We start from the raw sequence: 21223 nt of genomic DNA, 5'->3' as shown, positions 1-21223 counted from the left end.
CGGTGATCGATCTCAACGCGCTGGCCAAGCCGATCTTCGATCTGCTCTCCAGTTTCGGGACCGGAGTGCTGTCCACCGGGGGGCCCGGGGATGCGCTGCGCTCCGCCTCCACCGCGATCGACCAGGTCCATACGCTGGGGCGCAGCGGTATCAACCAGATGAACACCGCGTGGGACGGGACCGGCGCCGACGCGGCCACCTCGAAGGCGCTGCGGGTGCAGACCACGGCCGCCACCATCTCCGACCGCGGGAACGAGATGGCCACCGTGATGGGCCAGGCCGCGTCGCATGTCGAAACGGGAAACAAGGATCTCACCGCCATCGCGCAGTCGTTCGTGAACACGGCGAACGCCGCGGCGCCCACGCTGGGCACCCCCGCCGGGCTCACGCTGCTGGTCGGCTCGGCGATCGACCATCTCGGCCAGGCGCTGGGCGTGGTGGGCCGGGTACAGGGCGAGCTCCAGACCCAGACCGCGTCGATGAACGAACTCACCCCGCCGCCGACCACCCCGTCCGCCGCGAATACCGCGCCGGTGAGCACGCAGTCGCTCTCCACGGTGTCGTCCGGTCTGAGCAGTGTGGCCGGCGTCGCCGGAAACCTGATGAGCACCGCCATGGCGAGCCCGAGCGGCTCCACCACCGCGACCACCACGAGTGCGGGCACACCGAGTAAGACCACCACCTCCACCGGCCAGACCGCCGAGGGCGAGGGCGTGAAGATCACACTGCCCGACGGGAGCGTGGTGGAGGCCCCGAACGAGAAGGCGGCCACCGCGGTCAAAGCGGCTCTCGGCACGGTCGGCACCCCGTACGTCTGGGGCGGCAACTCCCCGGGCGCCGGGCTGGACTGCAGCGGGATGACCAAATACGCGTACGGCGAGGCCGGTGTGGAATTGCCCCGGCTGGCCCATGAGCAGGCCAACGGCGCCACACCGGTGTCGGCGGGCGATCTCATGCCCGGTGACCTGGCGGTCTGGGATGGTCACGTGGCCATGGTGATCGGAAACGGACAGCTGGTCGAGGCCGGTGACCCGGTACAGGTCGGCTCCATCCGCACCGAGAACAGCGGGATGGAATTCTACGGGTTCTACCGGCCCACCGAATGAGCCGCCCGGCGGCCACCGATGCGGTGACCAGGGCTGATATCCGATCACGACGAGTGGACAGCAGATGAGCGAGCAGCAGATTCCCGAGGTGCCGAACGTGACGGTGGCGGGCAGCCGCAACCGCGCCGGGACCCTGTCGGTGCGGGCTACCGACCAGGGTATGCCGGTGGAGATCACCTTCGAACGCAGTGAATACCGTTACGGTGCACAGGCTCTCGCCGACGAGATCCTGCGCCTGACGCGCCGCTCGACCGTCGCGGCCAAGGCCAAGCGGCGAGAACTCCTGGCGGAGAACGGTATGCCGGCCGACATCCTCGATCAGCTGGGCCTGCCGACGCGGCAGCAGGCGGTGGACGAGCTGGATCGTATGGACGACGCCGATACCGGCCCGACGAGTTGGATGCGTCCGGTATGAGCAACCGTCGCCCAGCACGCGACGATATCCGGCCGCCGGGATCCGAGAGGGAAGAAGTATGAGCGCGGAAATGGATGCCCTGGTCGCCGGGGCCACACAGAAACTCGAGGCGCTCGAAGCGGCGCTGTACGGGCTCAAACAGGTACGTGGCCGTTTCACCACCGAGGACGAGCTGGTCTCGGTGGAGATCGACAGCGACGGCGCGCTGGTGGGGCTGCGCCTGGGTGAGGGCGTCACCTCGTTGCCTCCGGCCGAAACCGCGCAGCTCATCATCTGGGCCGGTCGGCAGGCCGCCGAGGACGCGGGCAACCAGCGCTCGGGGGTTATTGCCGCACTGAACGAATCGTTCCCGCCCGCGGCGCAGAGGTCCCCGGAGGCAGCGGGGAGCACACCGGACGGCGCATGAACGCCAAGGCCACCGAGCGTACCTCCGGTCGCGTCGCGATCGTCGTGGACTGCGGATGGCCTTCGCCAATGCCGCCCGATAGGCTTCCGCACATGGCTTCTGGAGACATCGTCCCGATCGAGCTCGGTCTGACCGACGGCGATCTCGTCACCTTGTGGGCACCGCGCTGGCGTGACGGTGACGACGAGTGGGAAGCGTTCCTAGGACATGAGGATGCCCTGTACGGCTTCGAATCAGTGGCCGAACTGGCAGCCTTCATCCGGACCGATTCCGATAACGATCTGGTCGACCATCCGGCATGGAAGGTCGTCGCGGGTCTCTCGCCGGCCGAACTCGAACCTGAGGACAACTACTCGTTCGACCTGGTCGGAGTGCCGGAGCTGGCCGCCGGCGAACCGGATGTCGAGACCATCGCCGAGCTGGAAGACACCTTGGCCATGGTGCGCAATATCGGCGAGGTCTGCGAACTGGAGGCGGTGACGAAGTTCTTCGGCTCGCACCCCTCGCTCGGTGCGCTGTCCGGCGGGACCCATATCTTCGCCGGTCGCGAGGGCCTGGAGCTGTGGGATCGGATCGGCGCCGCGGTCGCCAAGAGCTGGGACGATGTGCTGGATGCCATCGATTCGGTGGTCCGGGTGCCGGAGGTGGACGCCGAAGCCGTCGCCCTGGCCGAAGCCGAACTGCTGGCCGCCGAGGAGAACGAGGTGGACGCCGACGATGCGGCCGATACCGATGACGACAGCGATTTCGAGCCGGTAGACCTCGATGAGGACGACGAAGACGAAGAGGACGACGAAGAGGAGCTGACCTTCTGGGAGGAGGTCGGCATCGACCCCGTGAAGATCGTCACCAGCGATGGCGAATACTTCACGCTGCGCTGCTATCTGGACGACGAGCCCCTCTTCCTCGGTGCCCGCAAGAACATCTCGGTGTTCGGCAGCGAACGCGCCCTCGCCCGTTATCTGGCCGACGATCACGAGCACGATCTGGCCCAGATCAGCACCTTCGCCGAAGTCCAGACCGCCGCGGTCGACGGTTCGCTGGAGGTCGAGGTCACCGACGAAAACGTCTACGTACTGCCCGGCCTGGCCGACGATCTCGCCGAAGGCCCACGCGCGGTCGACAGCGAACAACTCGATCTCGTACTCGAACTGTTCACCGACGCCGCCGACTACGCCGATGACGACGCGGTCGAACAGGCCCTGGCGAAATCCACCCCGCTCGGCTGGTATATCTCCTACCTGCTGAACCCGGACCCGACCCGGATGGCACCCAACCCGCCGTTCGATGCCGAGGCCAAGGCGTGGCGTGAACTGGAACGCAATTTCGAGTCCCGCCTCACCCCGCGCTGATACGCGACCCGCCGGACGACGGACACGCCGTTCGGGACCGGGCCCCAGGTCTCGATGTGGACACACGACGGCCATTTCGTCGTCAAACCGGCATCGACTGGGCAAACTGTCTGGCCAGCGGCGTTGTCGTTGCGCAGCCCCTACCGGGAGAGCTCCGGACAGGGTGCGACACGCCGCCGCACCATGGGCGGTTGTACAAAGGAGGACGCATGCCGACAGTGCGGATCGATCTGGATCAGGACCTGCTGGCGGCCGCCGGCGCCATCATGGGTACGGCGACGAGCAAGGCGACGATCCACGAGGCGTTGCGCCGCATCGTGGTCCACGAACGGCAGCTACGGCATTTCGAGAGGCTCGCCGCCTCGGCGCTGAACCGGCCCCCGCAACCCGCCACGTGAGCAGCCGGGCAGCAACCCGCGCCCGGCGGTCGCCGACCTGTCGGTCCCCACTGGCATGATCCGGATGCACGGACACCGGAGGGGGAAGCATGCCGGGAACGATGACCGATCTACCCGTATCGCAACGACCGCGCGAGCGTTTGTGCGCACTCGGGCCGCAGGCACTCAACGACAGTGAGCTACTGGCCCTGCTACTGGGGCAGGGCCGGCGCGGAGAAAGCGCGGTCGATCTCGCTCTCGCGCTGCTCGCGGAGTTCGGTGGCGTGGCCGGCCTGGCATCGGCGCGGCCGGAGGAGCTGGCCCGGCGCCCCGGCATCGGCACGGCCAAGGCCGCGGCGATCAGCGCCGCCTTCCAGCTCGCCGCTCGGGCCCGCAACGGGCCCGAGCGCCTGCCACCCCTGTCGCGGGCAGCCGATATCGCGCGTGCGGCCTGGCCGCTGTTCGCGGGCGCGCGGGTCGAGCGCCTGCTCGTCCTGATCTGCGATTCCCGCAACCGGCCGCGGCAGCGGGTGTTCGTGGCCGAGGGGGCGATCGACGAGGTCGCGGTCCCGGTTCGGGAGATCCTGAACACCGTCCTCCGCCACGACGGTCGCGCCTTCGCCCTGGCGCACAATCATCCCTCCGGCGACCCGGCCCCGAGCCTCGACGACCGGCGGGTCAGCACCCTGCTGGCCGCGGCGGCGAGCACGGTCGGATTGCGTTTCCTCGACCATGTGGTGATCGCGGGTGAGGACTGGCGGCGGGCGGCGCCCCTCGAGGAATCGGTTCCCTAGCCCGCCCGGGGCCGTTCGGTTCAGCAGCCCGCCCGGGCCGGGTCAGGTCAGCGGTTCGACTGCTCCGTCGAACTCTTTGCCGGTGGCGGCGGCACGTAGCCGTCGGCGGGCGGCGAGCCGGGCACCGATCAGGCCCTGCCGCGGCGCGAACAGGTAGACCGCGGTGAACACCGCCCCCTGGGCCAGCACGATGGTCGCGCCCGGCGCGGTATCGACGTAGTAGCTCACGTACAGGCCGACGATCGCGCAGCAGCCCGAGAGCGCCGGTGCGAGCACCAGCATCCGGCCGAATCGTTCCGTGAGCAGGTACGCGGTGGCTCCGGGGATGATGAGCATGGCCACCACCAGGATCACCCCGACCGCCTGCAGCGCCACCACCGAGGTCAGGGCCAGCAGACCGAGCAGCGCCGCGCCCAGCACGCGCGGATTCAGGCCCAGGGCGTAGGCGTGGGTGGGGTCGAAGGCGTAGAGCGTGAAATCGCGGCGTTTGAGCACCAGTGCTCCGAAGACCACCGCCGCCAGTACCGCGATCTGCACCAGCTCCTCCTGGCTCACTCCGAGCAGATTGCCGAAGATGATGTGGTTGAGGTCGGTATCGCTGGGTGTCACCGAGATGAGCACCAGACCGAAGGCGAACAGGGTGGTGAACACGATGCCGATCGCGGCGTCCTCCTTGATCCGGCTGGTGTCGCGGACCAGCCCTATCAAGCCCACGGCCAGGAATCCGAAGAGGACCGCGCCGACCGCGAACGGCACGCCCGCGATATAGGCGAGCACCACCCCGGGCAGCACGGCGTGCGATACCGCGTCGCCCATCAGCGACCAGCCCACCAGGACCAGCCAGCACGACAGCAGGCCGCAGACGACGGCCGCGACGATACTCGCGGTCAGCGCCCGCACCATGAAGGCGTAACGCAGCGGTTCCAGGAAGAATTCGAGCAGATCCATCGCATTCACCGCTGTTCGGTGACGTCGAGACCGAAGGCCAGCGCCAGATTCTCCGGCCGCAGGGCTTCTTCGGGACTGCCGTGTACGAGCACCCGGCGCATCAGCAGCACCGCTTCGTCGGCCAGGCCGGGCAGCGCGTGCAGGTCGTGGGTGGAGATCAGGACCGTGGCGCCGTCGGCGGCGAGTCCGCGCAGCAATTCGGTGATCGTCGCCTCGGACCGTTTGTCCACACCGGCGAACGGTTCGTCCAGCAGCAGGATCCGCGCCCCCTGCGCGATCCCGCGGGCGACGAAGGCACGTTTGCGCTGGCCGCCGGACAGCCGGCCGATCTGCCGGTCCGCCAGCTCGGCCAGTTCGACCCGCTCCAGTGCGTCGTCGACCGCGGCCCGGTCGGCGCGGCTCGCCCGGCGGGTGAAGCCCATCCGCCCGTAGCGCCCCATGGTCACCACATCGCGCACCGACAGCGGGAACGACCAGTCCACGGCCTCACTCTGCGGGACGTAGCCGAGTATCCCGGCCCGCCGGGCGGCGACCGGTTTGACGCCGCCGACGCGGACGGTCCCGCGGGCGGGAGTGACCATACCCATCAGGGTTTTGAACAGAGTTGATTTCCCGGAACCGTTCATCCCGACCAGCGCGCACACCCGGCCCGGGTCCAGGGTCAGCCGGACCCGGTCCAGCGCCTGGACCTCTCCGTAGTAGACGGAGACACCGTCCACTTCGATCGCGGGGACTGTCATGGGCTGCTCCCGGTGAGTGCGGCGGCTATCGTCTCGGCGTCGTGCCGGATGAGGTCCAGGTAGGTCGGCACGGGGCCGTCTCCCGTGGACAGCGAATCCACGTACAGCACCCCGCCGAATCGCGCGCCGGTGGCCTCCACCACCCGCTGCATGGGGGCGTCGGAGACGGTGGATTCGCAGAACACCGCGGGCACCTCGTGGTCGCGGACGTATTCGATGACCTGGGTGATCTGTTGCGGTGTGGCCTGCCGCTCGGCGTTGACCGGCCAGATGAAGGATTCGGACAGTCCGGCATCGCGCGCCAGATAGGAGAACGCGCCTTCGCAGGTAACCAGGGCCCGCTGGCGGCGGGGCAGATCGCTCAGGGCACCGACGAGCTCGTCGTGCACCTCCTGCAGGCGGAGTTTGTACCGCGCCGCGTTGTCCCGGAACGCCGATTCGTGTTCGGGCGCCATCCGGATGAACGCGGTGACCATATTGTCCACATAGGTCTGCACGTTCAACGGCGACATCCAGGCATGCGGATTCGGTTTGCCCGCATAGGCATCGGAGGTGATCGGCACCGGCGCGACGCCCTGGCTCACCGTGACGCGTTCGGCGTCGAGGTCCGCCACGAACTGGTCGAACCAGGCCTCCAGGTTCATTCCGTTGTCGAGGATGAGATCGGCTTTGGCGGCGCGTTTCATATCGCCGGGAGTCGGTTCGTACCCGTGGATCTCGGATCCCGGTTTGGTGAGCGATTCGACCCGCAGGTGCTCGCCCGCCACATTCCGGGCGATATCGGCCAGCACGGTGAAGGTGGTGAGCACCACCGGTTCGCCGGTGCGCGGGAGATGGAACGACGAGCACCCGGCGGCGAGCGCACCGGCCGTGAGGACAGCGGCGATCCTGGCCATCACCCGCATGCCGAACCACCGCCTTCCTACGGAAATGCTAAGTTCGGCGACCCGAATATTCAACTTCGTGTGACGGAAAACAAGCGTCCTACCGGCCGAACAACACCGCCCCCGTGCCGGTGCGGCAACGGGGGCGGAGTGAAAAAGGGTGGTGATCAGCGCGCGAACAGCAGTGCGCGCTTGACTTCCTGGATGGCCTTGGTGACCTCGATACCGCGCGGGCAGGCGTCCGTGCAGTTGAAGGTGGTGCGGCACCGCCACACCCCGTCGACCTCGTTGAGGATGTCCAGGCGCTCCCGGGCCGCCTCGTCACGGCTGTCGAAGATGAAACGGTGCGCGTTCACGATCGCGGCCGGGCCGAAGTAGCTGCCGTCGGTCCAGTACACCGGGCACGACGTGGTGCAGCAGGCACACAGAATGCATTTGGTGGTGTCGTCGAACCGGGCGCGGTCGGCCTGGCTCTGGATCCGCTCGTAGGTGGGCTCGTTACCGGAGGTGATCAGGTACGGCTTCACCGCCCGGAACGCGTCGAAGAACGGTTCCATATCCACGACCAGGTCCTTCTCGACCGGCAGGCCGCGGATCGGCTCGACACTGATGGTGACCGGCTTACCGTTCTTCGGCAGCATGTCCTTCATCAGCACCTTGCAGGCCAGCCGGTTCACACCGTTGATCCGCATCGCGTCGGACCCGCACACTCCGTGCGCGCAGGAGCGCCGGAAGGTGAGCGTGCCGTCCAGGTAGGACTTGATGTAGATGAGGATGTTGAGGAACCGGTCCGTCGACAGTGCCGGCACCTGGAACGACTCCCAGCGCTGTCCCTGACCGTCCTCCGGGTTGAACCGCGCCACCTTGACGGTGATCATGGTCGAACCCTCGGGGACCGGCGCCGGGTTCGCGACCGTCGGATTCTCGGCTACAGCGGTCATCAGTACTTACGCTCCATCGGCTCGTAACGGGTCTGCACCACCGGCTTGAAGTCGAGCCGGATATCCGAGAGGAGATCCGCGCCTTCCTTGTAGGCCATCGTGTGCCGCATGAAGTTCACGTCGTCGCGGTCGGGGTAGTCCTCGCGCGCGTGCCCGCCACGCGACTCCTTGCGGTTGAGCGCACCGACCACCGTGACTTCGGCCAGTTCCAGCAGGAAGCCCAGCTCCAGGGCCTCGAGCAGATCGCTGTTGTAGCGTTTGCCCTTGTCCTGCACCGTGATCCGGGTGTAGCGCTCCTTGAGTGCGTGGATATCGGTGAGGGCCTGCTTGAGGGTGTCCTCGGTGCGGAACACCGAGGCGTTGTTGTCCATCGACCGCTGCAGTTCGGTACGGATATCGGCGACCCGTTCGTTGCCGTGGTCGGACAGGATCAGCGACAGCCACTCCTGCACCATCCGCGACGGGTTCTCCGGCATATCGACGAATTCGGCGCGGTGCGAGTATTCCGCGGCGGCGATACCGGCGCGACGGCCGAACACGTTGATATCGAGCAGCGAGTTGGTGCCGAGCCGGTTCGCGCCGTGCACCGAGACGCAGGCGCATTCACCGGCGGCGTACAGACCGGGGACGATATCGGTGTTGTTCTTGAGCACCTCGCCCTCGATCCGGGTGGGGATACCGCCCATCACGTAGTGGCAGGTCGGGAACACCGGGACCAGTTCTTTCACCGGATCCACACCGAGGTAGGTGCGCGCGAACTCGGTGATATCGGGCAGCTTCTCCTCCAGCACGTCCTCGCCGAGGTGGGTGACGTCGATGTAGACGTAATCCTTGTTCGGCCCGGCGCCGCGGCCCTCGAGCACCTCGAGCACCATCGAGCGAGCGACGATATCGCGCGGCGCGAGGTCTTTGATGGTGGGCGCGTAGCGCTCCATGAACCGCTCGCCGTCCACGTTGCGCAGAATGCCGCCCTCACCGCGGACCGCCTCGGAGATGAGGATGCCGAGCCCGGCCAGGCCCGTCGGATGGAACTGATGGAATTCCATATCCTCGAGCGGCAGGCCCTTGCGGAATACGATCGCCATACCGTCACCGGTGAGCGTATGCGCGTTGGAGGTGGTCTTGTACATCCGGCCGGAACCGCCGGTCGCGAAGACGATCGACTTCGCGTGGAACACGTGCAGCTCACCGGTCGCCAGTTCGTAGGCGACCACACCGGTGGCGACCTGGCCGCGATCGGTATCGGTCAGCACCAGGTCCAGCACGTAGAACTCGTTGTAGAACTCGACGTCGTGTTTGACGCAGTTCTGATACAGGGTCTGCAGGATCATATGACCGGTGCGGTCGGCGGCGTAGCACGCGCGGCGCACCGGGGCCTTGCCGTGGTCACGGGTGTGCCCGCCGAACCGGCGCTGGTCGATCTTGCCTTCGGGCGTGCGGTTGAACGGCAGGCCCATCTTCTCCAGGTCGAGCACCGCATCGATGGCCTCTTTGGCCATGATCTCCGCCGCGTCCTGGTCGACCAGGTAGTCGCCACCCTTGACCGTGTCGAAGGTGTGCCACTCCCAGTTGTCCTCTTCGACGTTGGCCAGGGCCGCGCACATACCGCCCTGGGCCGCGCCGGTATGGCTGCGGGTCGGGTACAGCTTGGTCAGCACCGCGGTCCGCGCCCGGGGGCCGGCCTCGATGGCCGCCCGCATACCCGCGCCACCCGCGCCGACGATCACGACGTCGTAGCGGTGTTCCTGAACAGGTCGGGTTTCGACGGCGGCGCCGGTCTCACCCGCGACGTCCGTTCGTTCGCTGCGCTCACTCATGCGAGGGGCCTGTTCCTAACTGATGTTGGGGTCGAAGGTGAAGATGACGTAGGTGCCCACGCCCATGATCAGGATCATCGACAGCACCAGCAGTGTGTTCAGCCAGAACCGGGTCGAATCCTTGCGGGAGTAGTCCGCGATGACCGTGCGCAGGCCGTTTCCGCCGTGCAGCTGCGCCAGCCAGAGCATGGTCAGGTCCCAGATCTGCCAGAACGGGCTCGACCAGCGGCCGGCCACGAAGGCGAAGTTGAGCCGCTTCACGCCGCCGTCTAGCAGCAGCATGATCGCCATATGACCGAGTACCAGCACGATCAGCGCGAGACCGGAGAAGCGCATGAACAGCCACGCGTACTTCTCGAAGTTTCCGCCGGTGCGGGCGCGCGGGGAACGCGGCAGGTCCAGACTGGCCGGGCGATCGTGGGATTTACCGATAACAGGTGCAGACATGGCTCAGTGCTCCGTCAACAGTAGGTAGAACATGCGGCCGATCGAGGGCACCAGCAGCACGACCAGAAGGCCGAGGATGCCCCACAGCATCTGCTTCTGATAGCGCGGGCCATTGGACCAGAAGTCCACCAAAATCACTCGCACGCCGTTGAGCGCGTGGAACAGCACGCAGAAGACCAGGCCCATCTCCATGAGCGCGACGATCGGGGTCTTGTAGATCGCGATCGCGTCGTCGTACATTTCGGGACTGACCCGCACGAGGGCGGTGTCCAGGACGTGTACGAACAGGAAGAAGAAGACCGTCACACCGGTGATCCGGTGCAGGGCCCAGGACCACATGCCGGGGTCGCCTCGGTACAGCGTTTTGCGCTTCGGCTGAGCCGGAGCTTCTATCGTGGTCATAGAGTTTCGGTGCCTCCAACATCGTTGATGGACCCGGTCACAGATCCCGGCACCGGTGTGGAAGGGGCCGGAATTTCGGTGGCGGATCTACCCGCGGCCGACAGGGCCGACTGCCGGGGCCGCTGTCGAGGGTTCGCCGCCGCCGAACCTGAACCGATCTGTTCTGGACTCTAATCCTCCGACAATCGGGGAACTAATTCGGCGTACCGCGCGTTGCGCCCAGATCACGCAGGTTAGGTTTACCTTTGTAGGGCCGTACGGGGGTTGTGCGGCGGGTTCGTCGCGCCCTCGTCCACCCATTGATAGAACTTGTCCGCGGCGTACATTTCTTCCACAAACCATTGGTGTGCAGCGCATTTCACAATCGCGGCCGGGCGCGCGGCGAAGCGCCGCCTTTTCGGGCGGGCGCGCGGCCTCTCAATGCCGAAGTCGCCATTGTGCGGGACGGCAATGTGCAAAATGTCTCACTCGAATGACGAAAGTTACTCAAGAGTAGCCCAGAGATCGCCTCCGGAGGAAAGGGTTTCCGGAGATTGCGGTGAATTACGATCCGTGACCCGCACGCGGCCGGATACCCGGCCGCTCCCGGGGTGCCCGGACCTGTCCGGGCGACCCGGGAACCATCCGGTCCGGCGCGCCGCCGGGCGGCTCAGTCGCCTTCGGAGATCGAGTCGACCCGCAGCCGGACGACCTCGTAGTTGAAGACGGTATCGACGGTATCGCCGGTTACCCGGCCGAGCAGAGCCTGGCTCGACAGGGCGCTCTGGGGATACCTGCCCACGGCCGGCTCGGCTTCGTGGTCGGGCACGATCTGGTACTCCATCCGCACCTCGACCTCGCCGTAGGCGTCGAGTTTCGACAGGAGCAGTTTCGAATACACCATCACGATGAGGAACTTCGAAAGCGTCATTCGGCACCTTCCTGGTGACCTGTGCCGGGCCGGGTGGCCGGGCAATCTACATATCTCCAGGTGGAAGCACATGTTTCACTTCCACTCCCCGACGGCCGCGCACGACACGGCGTGGTAGGCCAAGCTGGAACCGGACCGAGACGAGCCGGGCACGACTGCGGGAGCACCGATGAACGCTGCGGACATACCGACCGATATCGACTGGGACCTGCTGCGCAGTGGCGCGCGCGAGGCGATGCGGCGGGCCTACGCGCCCTACTCCGGCTTTCCGGTGGGAGCCGCCGGCTGGGACGGCCGGACGGTATCGACCGGCTGCAATGTCGAGAACGTCTCCTACGGTCTCGGGATCTGCGCCGAATGCGTGCTCGTCGGCAACAACCGGGTGGCCGGTGGCGACCGGCTCATCGCCGTCTCGGTCTGCGACTCCCGGGGTGCGATCCTGCTGCCGTGCGGACGCTGCCGCCAGGTGCTCTACGAGTTCGGCGGGAAGGAACTGCTGATCGACCATCGCGACGGGCCCACCCCACTGGGCCGGTTGCTGGCCGACGCCTTCGGCCCGGAGGATCTGGCCGCCGGGCGCGGCTGACGACCCCGGGACACGTCGGCGACCGCACACAATCGCCGCCTCCGGAATCTCGGTGCGCTCCCACCCGTTGGTCCAGGTATGACAGTTCCCCTCTCCGTCCTCGACCTGGCCGCCGTCGCCGCCGACGGATCGCACAGCCAGGCGCTCGCCGACACCCTGACCGTGGCCCGCGAAGCCGAGCGGCTGGGATACCGCCGGTTCTGGGTGGCCGAGCACCACGGCATGCCGGGGATCGCGAGTTCGGCGCCGCCGGTGCTGATCGCCGCCGTGGCCGCGGCGACCGAACGCATCCGGGTCGGATCCGGCGGGGTGATGCTGCCCAACCACGCCGCGCTCGTGGTGGCCGAACAGTTCGGCACCCTGGTCGCGCTGTACGGCGACCGGATCGACCTCGGTCTGGGCCGGGCCGCGGGCACGGACCCGATGATCTCGGCCACCATCCGGCGCGGGGCCACCGCCGAGGCCGTCGAGGATTTCCCGAAGCAGGTGGTGGAATTGCTCGCCTATTTCGGCACCATCCCGGCCCTGCGCGGCGGGCAGGGCGACCGTATCCGGGCGATCCCCGGCGAGGGCGACCCGCCGGAGATGTGGCTGCTCGGGTCCAGCGATTTCAGCGCCCGGCTCGCGGCCATGATGGGGCTCCCGTTCGCCTTCGCGCACCATTTCGCGGGCGGGCGCACCACACCGCTGGTCTTCGAGCTGTACCGCCGCGAATTCCGGCCCTCGGAGGTGCTGAGCGAACCGCGTTCGATGCTGGCGGTGGCCACGGTCGTCGCCGATACCGCCGAGGAGGCGCGCCGGCGGACCCTGCCGCAGAGCCTGGTCCAGCTGCGGATGCGCACCGGGCAACTTCCGCAGCGCATCCCGACCCTCGCCGAAGCGGTGGAATACCCGTGGTCCGACGCGGAGAACGCGTTCGTCGACGACCGTAACGCCGACCAGGCCGTGGGCACCCGCGAGCAGGTACTGGACCGGTTGGACGCCCTGGTGAAGGAGACCGGCGCCGACGAGATCATCGTCGCCCCCACCGGCCCCACCGTGACCCACCGGATCGAAACCCTGCGCGCCCTGCAGGAATGACCGCCCGCCGTGGATCCCGCACCGGCGCGGGATCCACGGCCACCTCGGGGGGATGCCGCGGACCCCGTGCGCTGCGACACTGAGGCAGTGGCAGCACACGACGCGATATCGATCATCCGGGCCAAGCGGGACGGCGCGTCCCTGTCCGACGAGCAGATCGACTGGGCCGTAAACGCTTTCACCCACGGCGAGATGGCCGACGAGCAGATGTCGGCGCTGGCCATGGCGATCGTGCTGCGCGGGATGGACCGGCGGGAGACCGCGCGCTGGACGCACGCCATGATCGAAACCGGTCGCCGGCTGGATTTCACCGGCCTGCCCCGGCCCACCGTGGACAAACATTCCACCGGCGGTGTCGGCGACAAGATCACCCTCCCGCTGGCGCCGCTGGTCGCCGCGTGCGGCGCGGCGGTACCGCAACTGTCGGGGCGCGGTCTCGGTTATACCGGCGGCACCCTGGACAAACTGGAATCGATACCCGGCTGGCAGGCCGATATCGGCGTCGGCCGGATGCGCGAGATCCTCGCCGACCCCGCCGGGGGCGCGGTCATCTGTGCCGCGGGCGCCGATCTCGCACCCGCCGATAAACGCCTCTACGCCCTGCGCGACACCACGGGCACCGTCGAATCCATTCCGCTGATCGCGAGTTCGATCATGAGCAAGAAGATCGCCGCCGGCACCGCCGCGCTGGTGCTCGACGTGAAGGTCGGCTCGGGCGCCTTCATGCGCACCCGCGACGAAGCCCATGCGCTGGCCACCACCATGGTGGAACTGGGCACCGACGCGGGCGTCGACACCGTCGCTCTGCTGACCGCGATGGACACTCCCCTCGGCCGGACCGCCGGCAACGCGCTCGAGGTCGGGGAAGCGGTGGAGGTGCTGGCCGGCGGAGGTCCGGCCGATGTGGTGGAGCTGACGCTGGCGCTGGCCCGGGAAATGGTCGCGCTGGCCGGTCTGGACACCGATCCCGCCGACGCGCTCGCCGACGGGCGGGCGATGGATCACTGGCGCACGATGGTCCGGGCCCAAGGCGGCGACCCGGCTGCGCCGCTGCCCACCGCCGCCCATATCGACCATCTGCCCGCCCCGGCCACCGGTGTCCTGACCCGCCTGGACGCCCTGGCGGTAGGGATCGCCGCGTGGCGGCTGGGTGCCGGCCGGACCCGCCAGGGCGCCCCGGTGCAGGCCGGAGCCGGGGTGCGCCTGCACGCCGTACCGGGTGACCGGGTCACGGCCGGGCAGCCGCTGCTTTCCCTGCACACCGATACACCGGAAACCTTCGACCGGGCCCGGCACGCGCTGGCGGAGGCGATCACCGTCGCGGAGGAAGCCGGCGAGCACGGCGCCCGGGGACCGCTGATTCTCGAACGGGTCGCCGTAGACCGCCCCTGACCATCTCCCGGACAGCCCGATCGGATCCGAACGGTCCGCGGAACACGCACCGCGCCGGTTGTCCGGGCCGCAACCGCCGAGCCGAGGCCGGGTGAACTCGAGATGAGCGGTGACCGAAGAGGCGCGCTGATTCGGAGCGTCCGGCTGACCGGCCGGATGATCGGCGATACCGTCGGAACATGACCGGACCGATGCCGCTGGACCTCGCCTCGCTGCGCCGAGCCCCCAAGGCTCTGCTGCACGATCATCTCGACGGCGGTCTGCGGCCCGCCACGGTACTGGAACTGGCCGGCGAATGCGGGTACGACCAACTGCCCGCCCAGGACGCCGAAGCGCTGGCCCGGTGGTTCCGCGAGGCCGCCGACAGCGGATCGCTGGAACGCTATCTGGAGACCTTCACCCATACCGTCGCCGTCATGCAGACCCCGGAGGGCCTGCACCGGGTGGCCCGGGAATGCGTCGAGGATCTCGCCGCCGACGGGGTGGTGTACGCGGAGGTGCGGTTCGCGCCCGAACAGCATCTGGAACAGGACCTGACCCTCGACGAAGTGGTCGAGCACGTGCTGGCCGGGTTCGCCGCCGGTGCGGCGGAGGCCGCGGCGGCCGGGCGGCCCATCGTGGTGGGCTGCCTGCTGACCGCCATGCGCCATGCCGCCCGGTCGCGGGAGATCGCGGAACTGGCGGTGCGGTTCCGGGATCGCGGGGTGTGCGGGTTCGATATCGCCGGCGCGGAGGCCGGCTATCCGCCGTCGCGCCACCTCGACGCCTTCGAGTACATGCGGGTCAACAACGCGCATTTCACCATCCACGCCGGTGAGGCTTTCGGGTTGCCGTCCATCCACGAGGCGCTGGCCTTCTGCGGCTGCGAGCGGCTCGGCCACGGTGTGCGGATCGTCGACGATATCGAGGTCCGCGGCACGATCGAGGAAGCCCGGCTGGGCCGGCTGGCCGGGTTCGTCCGCGATACCCGGGTCCCGCTGGAACTGTGTCCCTCGTCGAATGTGCAGACCGGTGCCGTGCCCGCACTGGACAAACATCCGTTCGACCTACTGGCCCGGCTGCGGTTCCGGGTCACCGTCAATACCGACAACCGGCTGATGAGCGATACGTCCATGAGCCGGGAGATGCTCAAGCTGCACCAGGTGTTCGGGTACGGCTGGAGCGATCTGGAACGGTTCACCATCAACGCGATGAAATCGGCGTTCATCCCGTTCCCGGAGCGGTTGCGGATCATCGACGACATCATCAAACCGGGTTACGCGGTCCTGCTGGGCTGACCGGCACGCCGCCCACCTGCCCGGATCCGGCGCGACACCGGTTGTGTACTCGCCGTCGGGAGGCCCGTACCCGACATCCGCGGCACCGGGATTCTAGGCTCGTCGGCGATGTACATCAGGGAGCTACACCACCGCACCGCCCGTCGTCTCGGCTCGGTGCTCGCCGCCGCGGTATGCGCGGCCGGACCGATCACCGTATGCGGGCCTGCGATCGCGCAGCCCCCACCGCCCACGATCACCCCGTTCGCCACACCGGTCACCGATACCTGCCCGCACCGGGACCGGCCGCCGGCCGCGATCGACACCTCCGAGGTCCCCGCGCCCGGCGAGCCGACACCCACCGCGCTGCCCGTCCCGGATTCCCCGATCGGCGGCAAACGCCTGGGCGAATGCGGTGTGGTCCTGCCGACCGGCGCACCCGCCGTACCGCCGGATATCTCGGCGACCGCGTGGATGGTGTCGGATCTCGATACCGGCGCGGTGGTCGCCGCCAAGGATCCGCACGGCCGCTACCGGCCCGCCAGCACGATCAAGGTGCTGCTGGCGACCATCGCGCTGCGCACTCTGGACCTGGACACGGTCGTCGTGGGCACGCAGGCCGACGCCGATGTGGAGGGCACCCGGGTCGGGATCGGCCCGGGTGGCCGCTACAGCAACCGCCAGCTGCTGCACGCGCTGGTCATGGCGTCGGGCAACGACGCGGCCCACGCGATCGCCGCCCAGCTCGGCGGCGACGAGGCCACGGTCGCGAAAATGAACAGTCTCGCGCAGTCGCTGTACGCCCGCGACACCCGTGCGGCGACTCCTTCGGGACTGGACGGTCCCGGGATGAGCACCTCGGCCTACGATCTGTCGCTGCTGTTCCGGGAGGCCATGTCCATTCCGCTGTTCGCGGAGATGATCGGCACCGAACAGTTCGACTTCCCCGGTTTCCCGGCGGATCCGCGAATCCCCGGCGACCAGGACCATCCCGGTTTCCCGATCGCCAACGACAACGGCCTGCTCTACAACTATCCGGGCGCGCTCGGCGGGAAGACAGGTTTCACCGATGACGCCCGGCAGACCTTCGTGGCCGCCGCCGAACGGAACGGGCGCCGCCTCGCGGTGACCCTGCTGCAGGCCGATGTGCTGCCGATCCGACCCTGGGAGCAGGCCGCCCGCCTCCTCGACTACGGTTTCGCCCTCGGCCCGTCGGCGAAGGTCGGTGATATCCCCGGCGACGAAGCGGAATCCGCTTCCACCGCACCGGAGCTCGCCGGCCCGCCGGAGAACGCGATCGCGTATTCGGCCCAGCCCCGTACCGAAAGCCGGTACGACGAGCTCTGGATGACGCTCATGGTCGGTGGGCTGATCCTGGTGCCGATTCTGCTGGTCGGTACCTGGCACGTACGCACCCGCCGCCGCTGACCGCACGAGCCGGCCGGCAGCGAACACATCGGCGGCGCCGCCTTCTCAACGGCGCCGCCGGAGCCGGCCGATACCGGTCGCGGCGAGCACTCCCGCACCGAACAGCACGGCCGCGCCGCGCAGGCCCGGTCGAGCGGTGTCCTGTATCCGCGGCCGGATGACGGCGGGTCCGGGCAGCGGGGCGGGAGCGAGTTGTTCGTTCTCGCGCGCGGTGGCCGCCCAGGCGGTGGCGAAGAGAATGATCCGGTACACCACATAGCTGAAGACCATGATGCCGATGATCGATCCGAACGCCGCACCCGCAGGGCTGCTCAGCACCGACCGCAGATAGATTCCGGCGAGGTTCTTGAACACCTCGAACCCCAGCGCGGCCAGCACGGCGGCCTTCGCCGCGCTGCGCAGCGTCACCGGTTCCCGGGGCAGGCGGGCGATGATCCAGGCGAACAATGCCCAGGACGCGACCAGTGCGAGCACCGTCGACAGCAGCCACAGCAACCACCGCGAGCCCGGCATCTCGTGCAGGCCTGCCGATTCGAGCAGTTGCACCCCGAGCCGGCTCGAGGCCACGACCGACAGCCCCAGCGACAGTGCCAGCGCCAGGAAGAGCCCGAACAGCGCCCCCAGATCCGACAGTTTGTTGCGGAACCAGTTCGCGTCGTCGGATTTCTGCTCCCACTGTTCGGTGAGGGCCGCGCGCAGGTTCGCCATCCACCCCAGTCCCGAATACAGGCCGGTGAGCAATCCCAGGAAACCCACCGCGCCGCGCGAGCCGACGGCCTGATCGATCAGGTCGTTGAGCTGATCGCCCATTTCGCCGGGAATGTTCTCGACGACCTTGGCCTGCAGTTCGTCGAGCAGCGCGGCGTTGCCCGCGAGCACGAAACCCGCGACGGCGAAAGCGATCATCAGCAGCGGAAACAGGGAAAGCACGGTGAAATACGTGATTCCCGCCGCGTAGTAGTCCCCGCGCTGGCTCTGATATCTGCCGACGGCCCGTACCAGATGGTCCAGCCAGGGCCGCTGCCCGATCGTCCGCTGGATCCTGTCCTTGACTGTGTCGATCACCTGCACTGTCCGCGCCCCTCATCGCCCACGCGCACCGACGCCGAACCGGAATTCAGCGGGGCAGGAACCCCACCCGGTCGTAGACCTGTGCGAGAGTGTTGCCGGCGATCTCGCGCGCACGCTCGGCCCCGGTGGCGAGAATGCGATCGAGTTCACCCTGATCCGCCATGTACTCTTCCACTTTCGCACGCAGCGGCGTGACAAATCCGGTCAGTGCGTCGGCGACGTCGGCTTTCAGATCGCCGTACCCGCGGCCGGCGTAGTCCTTCTCCAGGGTCACGATCGGGGTCTCGGTGAGCGCGGACAGGATCACCAGCAGATTGCTGACCCCCGGTTTGGCCTCCACGTCGTAGCGGATCTCACGCTCGGTATCGGTGACCGCCGAGCGGATCTTCTTCGCCGACACCTTGGGATCGTCGAGAAGGTTGATCAGCCCCGCGTCCGAACTGGCGGACTTGCTCATCTTGGCGGTGGGATCCTGCAGGTCGTAGATCTTCGCGGTGCCCTTGACGATATGGGCTTCCGGTACCACGAAGGTCTTCTTGAACCGGGTGTTGAACCGCTGGGCGAGATTGCGGGTGAGCTCCAGATGCTGGCGCTGATCCTCACCCACCGGTACCTGATGCGGCCGGTACAGCAGGATATCGGCGGCCATCAGCACCGGATAGGTGAACAGGCCCACGGTGGTGTTGTCGGCGCCCTGTTTCACCGATTTGTCCTTGAACTGCGTCATCCGGCTCGCCTCGCCGAACCCGGTGAGGCAGTTCAGCACCCAGGTCAGCTCGGCGTGCTCGGGCACCTGGGATTGGACGAAGAGAATGGATCGCTGCGGATCGATCCCCAGCGCCAGCAGTTGCGCCGCCGCGGCCCGGGTGCGTTTGCGCAGTTCCTTCGGGTCCTGCGAGACGGTGATCGCGTGCATATCCGGGATGAAGTACAGCGCGTCGTAGTCGTCCTGCATGGTGACCCAGTACTGGAGTGCACCGAGATAGTTCCCGAGGTGGAACGATGCGCTGGTCGGCTGGATACCGGAGAGCACCCGCTGTTTACGCTCCCCGGCGGCCGGGGTCTGGGCAGGACTGGACATGTCCCGATCTTCCCATGCGGATCAAGCCGAATTGCGCTGCACCCAGGTGCGCGGATCTATCCCCGGCATACTGCGCTTACCTTCCCTGGCGAGGCGCTGCTCCTGTTCGGTGATGAGCCGGTACACGGGCGCGCTCGGCCCGTTGAGCGCGGTCTTGACCTGCCGCGGTACCAGAATCGACGGCACACCGTGCGCGTTGCGCACCGACCGCGCCAGCCCGCGGTAGGCGATGTCGTCGGTCCGTTTCCAGTCGATTCCGTACATCCGCCGGATCCGCGGCGGAAGACTCCCCTGAACCAGCAGGTAGTACGCCGAGCTCACCTGCTGCGCCGGCGGCCGCTGTGGATAGGCCACCGTATGGCCGGACAGATAGTTGCCGACCATACGTGCCTCGTCGGTGAGGAAGAGCTCGTCCGAGGCCAGATAGGCGTCGAAGTACGCGCGAAACGCCGGATAGTCCACGGGCGCGGCGTCGCGGGGCATTCCGAACAACTCCCCCCAGCGCACATAGTCCTGGTAGAGATCCTCACGCTCACCGGCGCTGAGCCGGCGCACCAGCAGGTCGTACATGACCTCGGCCGATTCGAAGGTGAACGCCATGGTCATGAAGCTCAGATGCGGGTCGTAGGCGGAGTAGGGCGAGCCCGCGGGATGGTGGGCACCGGCGTCCTCCGGTAACCGTCCCACGACCTTCGCGTGCTTCTTGCCGGTGAATTCCAGCGCCCGATCGGCTTCCTCACGGGTTCCGAAGAACACCGCCTCGAAGAGTTTCCCGGTGAGCGCCAGCCGTGTGTACGGCGTATCCCGGTGCTGGGTCGATTCGGCGGTCCCGACGTACAGCAGCGGGTTGACCGCCCCGATGACCAGGGCCCGCAGCCCGTAGGTCAGTCCGACCGCGCGTTTGCGCATGACCCGCCGGATCATCGAGTCGTCGGCAAAGTATCCGGTGTCCACGGCCATCTCAGCCTCCTGGTTCGGCTCCCCATAGAGCGCTGCGCGTACGCGCATCTGGCAATAGCATCCCCCAGTTGCCCGGATTCTGGCAAGAGTCACCACCACAATTCTCCCGCACCCCCGTCCGGCTCCCCCGTGCGCGCCGGCGCGCACCGAACCCCTCATCATTGAGGAATGGCAGCGCAGCGCACCTATGGCGGATTGTCCGCGGAGGAACGGCGAGCCCAGCGACGATCCGCGCTACTGGACGCGGCGCTGGAGATCATCGGTACCCAGGGTCTGGACAAGCTGACCGTCACCGGGATGTGCGGGGAGGCGGGCCTCAACGAGCGCTACTACTACGAGAGTTTCACCAGCCGCGACGATGTGCTGACCGCCCTGATCGACGGAATCGCCGAAGAACTGGTGCTGGTGATCGCCGCCGCCCTGCACGGCGCCGGTGACGATTCCCGGGCCAAGGCACGTGCCGCCATCGCCGCCGGAATCCACCTACTCACCGACGACCCCCGCAAGACCGAGGTCACGATGGTCGCGGCCATGGCAACTCCGGCGCTCCGCGCGCGGACCACCGAAACCATCCGGGCCTTCGCCCGCCTGGTGGCCAGCGAGGGCATCGAGTTCTACGGCGTCGACGGTCCCGCACCCGACCCGGTGATCGACTTCCGCGCCACCTACCTGGTGGGCGGGCTGATCCAGACCCTCACCGGCTGGGTCCGCGGTGATCTGGACATCTCCCGCGAAACCCTCATCGACTACACGACAGACGTTTTCGTCCTCCTGGGCGAGGACTTCGCGCACAGAGCCGATCAGGACCGGTCGGAGCCATAGCGCCGCCT

At 67.8% G+C, this 21223-nt stretch carries 23 protein-coding genes; 12 read left to right on the top strand and 11 right to left on the bottom strand.

All coding sequences use genetic code 11. The features are described from left to right. Positions 1-2 precede the first annotated feature (2 nt). The 6 genes from AB0F41_RS09040 (at position 3) to radC (ending at position 4450) form a co-directional block, all read left to right on the top strand. A complete protein-coding gene (locus AB0F41_RS09040; RefSeq protein WP_357422225.1) occupies positions 3-1106 on the top strand; it encodes a C40 family peptidase in 1104 nt (367 codons plus the stop codon). 64 nt (positions 1107-1170) lie between these two features. Then, complete coding sequence (locus AB0F41_RS09035; RefSeq protein ID WP_357422224.1) at positions 1171-1521, top strand: hypothetical protein; 351 nt, start codon at positions 1171-1173, stop codon at positions 1519-1521. A 58-nt stretch (positions 1522-1579) separates the two neighbouring features. Beyond that, positions 1580-1927 (top strand): YbaB/EbfC family DNA-binding protein, encoded by a 348-nt coding sequence (locus tag AB0F41_RS09030; RefSeq protein WP_357422223.1) that lies wholly within the window; start codon positions 1580-1582, stop codon positions 1925-1927. Positions 1928-2019: 92 nt separating this feature from the next. Then, positions 2020-3279, top strand: a complete 1260-nt coding sequence (locus AB0F41_RS09025; RefSeq protein ID WP_357422222.1) for a primosomal protein — start codon at positions 2020-2022, stop codon at positions 3277-3279. Positions 3280-3488: 209 nt separating this feature from the next. Next, positions 3489-3677 (top strand): type II toxin-antitoxin system VapB family antitoxin, encoded by a 189-nt coding sequence (locus AB0F41_RS09020; protein ID WP_357422221.1) that lies wholly within the window; start codon positions 3489-3491, stop codon positions 3675-3677. Between the two features lie 101 nt (positions 3678-3778). After that, the gene (gene radC, locus AB0F41_RS09015; protein WP_357422220.1) at positions 3779-4450 is read left to right on the top strand and encodes a DNA repair protein RadC; all 672 of its coding nucleotides are present in this window, start codon (positions 3779-3781) and stop codon (positions 4448-4450) included. A 42-nt stretch (positions 4451-4492) separates the two neighbouring features. Here the strand turns inward: radC and AB0F41_RS09010 are convergent, their stop codons facing one another. The 8 genes from AB0F41_RS09010 to AB0F41_RS08975 form a co-directional block, all read right to left on the bottom strand. Further along, positions 4493-5398, bottom strand: a complete 906-nt coding sequence (locus tag AB0F41_RS09010; RefSeq protein ID WP_357422219.1) for a metal ABC transporter permease — start codon at positions 5396-5398, stop codon at positions 4493-4495. A 5-nt stretch (positions 5399-5403) separates the two neighbouring features. Next, the gene (locus AB0F41_RS09005) at positions 5404-6138 is read right to left on the bottom strand and encodes a metal ABC transporter ATP-binding protein (protein WP_357422218.1); all 735 of its coding nucleotides are present in this window, start codon (positions 6136-6138) and stop codon (positions 5404-5406) included. Then, on the bottom strand, positions 6135-7043 hold the full coding sequence (locus AB0F41_RS09000; RefSeq protein ID WP_357422217.1) for a metal ABC transporter substrate-binding protein: 909 nt from the start codon (positions 7041-7043) through the stop codon (positions 6135-6137). Before AB0F41_RS09000 ends, AB0F41_RS09005 begins: the two co-directional genes overlap by 4 nt. Positions 7044-7189: 146 nt before the next feature. Continuing rightward, positions 7190-7963 carry a succinate dehydrogenase iron-sulfur subunit gene (locus AB0F41_RS08995; protein ID WP_357422216.1) on the bottom strand — a complete coding sequence of 258 codons (774 nt, stop codon included), beginning with the start codon at positions 7961-7963 and terminating at the stop codon, positions 7190-7192. Then, positions 7963-9780, bottom strand: coding sequence for a succinate dehydrogenase flavoprotein subunit (gene sdhA / locus AB0F41_RS08990; RefSeq protein WP_357422215.1), 1818 nt, complete (start codon positions 9778-9780; stop codon positions 7963-7965). Before sdhA ends, AB0F41_RS08995 begins: the two co-directional genes overlap by 1 nt. 15 nt (positions 9781-9795) lie before the next feature. Next, complete coding sequence (locus tag AB0F41_RS08985; protein WP_357422214.1) at positions 9796-10227, bottom strand: succinate dehydrogenase hydrophobic membrane anchor subunit; 432 nt, start codon at positions 10225-10227, stop codon at positions 9796-9798. A 3-nt stretch (positions 10228-10230) separates the two neighbouring features. Next, positions 10231-10629, bottom strand: a complete 399-nt coding sequence (sdhC, locus tag AB0F41_RS08980; RefSeq protein WP_357422213.1) for a succinate dehydrogenase, cytochrome b556 subunit — start codon at positions 10627-10629, stop codon at positions 10231-10233. A gap of 649 nt (positions 10630-11278) precedes the next feature. Next, on the bottom strand, positions 11279-11539 hold the full coding sequence (locus tag AB0F41_RS08975; protein WP_357422212.1) for a hypothetical protein: 261 nt from the start codon (positions 11537-11539) through the stop codon (positions 11279-11281). 169 nt (positions 11540-11708) lie between these two features. On the opposite strand from AB0F41_RS08975, the gene AB0F41_RS08970 reads away from it, so the two are divergent. The 5 genes from AB0F41_RS08970 (at position 11709) to AB0F41_RS08950 (ending at position 17281) form a co-directional block, all read left to right on the top strand. Further along, positions 11709-12125, top strand: a complete 417-nt coding sequence (locus AB0F41_RS08970; RefSeq protein WP_357422211.1) for a cytidine deaminase — start codon at positions 11709-11711, stop codon at positions 12123-12125. Positions 12126-12203: 78 nt separating this feature from the next. Beyond that, positions 12204-13205, top strand: a complete 1002-nt coding sequence (locus AB0F41_RS08965) for an LLM class flavin-dependent oxidoreductase (protein ID WP_357422210.1) — start codon at positions 12204-12206, stop codon at positions 13203-13205. Between the two features lie 87 nt (positions 13206-13292). After that, positions 13293-14597, top strand: a complete 1305-nt coding sequence (locus tag AB0F41_RS08960) for a thymidine phosphorylase (protein ID WP_357422209.1) — start codon at positions 13293-13295, stop codon at positions 14595-14597. A gap of 179 nt (positions 14598-14776) precedes the next feature. Then, positions 14777-15874: an adenosine deaminase gene (locus tag AB0F41_RS08955; RefSeq protein WP_357422208.1), complete on the top strand. Its 1098-nt coding sequence runs from the start codon at positions 14777-14779 to the stop codon at positions 15872-15874. Between the two features lie 108 nt (positions 15875-15982). Next, entirely contained in the window at positions 15983-17281 is a 1299-nt protein-coding gene (locus AB0F41_RS08950) for a serine hydrolase (protein WP_357422207.1), read from the top strand. 45 nt (positions 17282-17326) lie between these two features. Here the strand turns inward: AB0F41_RS08950 and yhjD are convergent, their stop codons facing one another. The 3 genes from yhjD to AB0F41_RS08935 are packed head-to-tail and all read right to left on the bottom strand — an operon-like array spanning position 17327 to position 20393. Further along, positions 17327-18352, bottom strand: coding sequence for an inner membrane protein YhjD (gene yhjD, locus AB0F41_RS08945; protein ID WP_357422206.1), 1026 nt, complete (start codon positions 18350-18352; stop codon positions 17327-17329). Positions 18353-18398: 46 nt separating this feature from the next. Beyond that, positions 18399-19433, bottom strand: a complete 1035-nt coding sequence (trpS, locus tag AB0F41_RS08940) for a tryptophan--tRNA ligase (RefSeq protein WP_357422205.1) — start codon at positions 19431-19433, stop codon at positions 18399-18401. 21 nt (positions 19434-19454) lie between these two features. Then, positions 19455-20393, bottom strand: a complete 939-nt coding sequence (locus tag AB0F41_RS08935) for an oxygenase MpaB family protein (protein ID WP_357422204.1) — start codon at positions 20391-20393, stop codon at positions 19455-19457. A 168-nt stretch (positions 20394-20561) separates the two neighbouring features. Here AB0F41_RS08935 and AB0F41_RS08930 point away from each other — a divergent pair, with 168 nt between their 5' ends. After that, entirely contained in the window at positions 20562-21215 is a 654-nt protein-coding gene (locus AB0F41_RS08930; protein WP_357422203.1) for a TetR/AcrR family transcriptional regulator, read from the top strand. Positions 21216-21223 lie beyond the last annotated feature (8 nt).

The organism is Nocardia sp. NPDC024068 (assembly GCF_040638875.1).
Lineage (GTDB): Bacteria > Actinomycetota > Actinomycetes > Mycobacteriales > Mycobacteriaceae > Nocardia.
Note: the sequence above shows the minus strand (reverse complement) of the source record. Positions and strands in the feature narration are given on the sequence as shown.

Excerpts from the sequence above, each read along its gene's own strand:
- AB0F41_RS09035 (WP_357422224.1), top strand. The coding sequence starts at position 1,171 with ATGAGCGAGCAGCAGATTCCCGAGGTGCCGAACGTGACGGTGGCGGGC.
- AB0F41_RS09030 (WP_357422223.1), top strand. The coding sequence starts at position 1,580 with ATGAGCGCGGAAATGGATGCCCTGGTCGCCGGGGCCACACAGAAACTC.
- AB0F41_RS09025 (WP_357422222.1), top strand. The coding sequence starts at position 2,020 with ATGGCTTCTGGAGACATCGTCCCGATCGAGCTCGGTCTGACCGACGGC.
- AB0F41_RS09020 (WP_357422221.1), top strand. The coding sequence starts at position 3,489 with ATGCCGACAGTGCGGATCGATCTGGATCAGGACCTGCTGGCGGCCGCC.
- radC (WP_357422220.1), top strand. The coding sequence starts at position 3,779 with ATGACCGATCTACCCGTATCGCAACGACCGCGCGAGCGTTTGTGCGCA.
- AB0F41_RS09010 (WP_357422219.1), bottom strand. The coding sequence starts at position 5,398 with ATGGATCTGCTCGAATTCTTCCTGGAACCGCTGCGTTACGCCTTCATG.
- AB0F41_RS09005 (WP_357422218.1), bottom strand. The coding sequence starts at position 6,138 with ATGACAGTCCCCGCGATCGAAGTGGACGGTGTCTCCGTCTACTACGGA.
- AB0F41_RS09000 (WP_357422217.1), bottom strand. The coding sequence starts at position 7,043 with ATGCGGGTGATGGCCAGGATCGCCGCTGTCCTCACGGCCGGTGCGCTC.
- AB0F41_RS08995 (WP_357422216.1), bottom strand. The coding sequence starts at position 7,963 with ATGACCGCTGTAGCCGAGAATCCGACGGTCGCGAACCCGGCGCCGGTC.
- sdhA (WP_357422215.1), bottom strand. The coding sequence starts at position 9,780 with ATGAGTGAGCGCAGCGAACGAACGGACGTCGCGGGTGAGACCGGCGCC.
- AB0F41_RS08985 (WP_357422214.1), bottom strand. The coding sequence starts at position 10,227 with ATGTCTGCACCTGTTATCGGTAAATCCCACGATCGCCCGGCCAGTCTG.
- sdhC (WP_357422213.1), bottom strand. The coding sequence starts at position 10,629 with ATGACCACGATAGAAGCTCCGGCTCAGCCGAAGCGCAAAACGCTGTAC.
- AB0F41_RS08975 (WP_357422212.1), bottom strand. The coding sequence starts at position 11,539 with ATGACGCTTTCGAAGTTCCTCATCGTGATGGTGTATTCGAAACTGCTC.
- AB0F41_RS08970 (WP_357422211.1), top strand. The coding sequence starts at position 11,709 with ATGAACGCTGCGGACATACCGACCGATATCGACTGGGACCTGCTGCGC.
- AB0F41_RS08965 (WP_357422210.1), top strand. The coding sequence starts at position 12,204 with ATGACAGTTCCCCTCTCCGTCCTCGACCTGGCCGCCGTCGCCGCCGAC.
- AB0F41_RS08955 (WP_357422208.1), top strand. The coding sequence starts at position 14,777 with ATGACCGGACCGATGCCGCTGGACCTCGCCTCGCTGCGCCGAGCCCCC.
- AB0F41_RS08950 (WP_357422207.1), top strand. The coding sequence starts at position 15,983 with ATGTACATCAGGGAGCTACACCACCGCACCGCCCGTCGTCTCGGCTCG.
- trpS (WP_357422205.1), bottom strand. The coding sequence starts at position 19,433 with ATGTCCAGTCCTGCCCAGACCCCGGCCGCCGGGGAGCGTAAACAGCGG.
- AB0F41_RS08935 (WP_357422204.1), bottom strand. The coding sequence starts at position 20,393 with ATGGCCGTGGACACCGGATACTTTGCCGACGACTCGATGATCCGGCGG.
- AB0F41_RS08930 (WP_357422203.1), top strand. The coding sequence starts at position 20,562 with ATGGCAGCGCAGCGCACCTATGGCGGATTGTCCGCGGAGGAACGGCGA.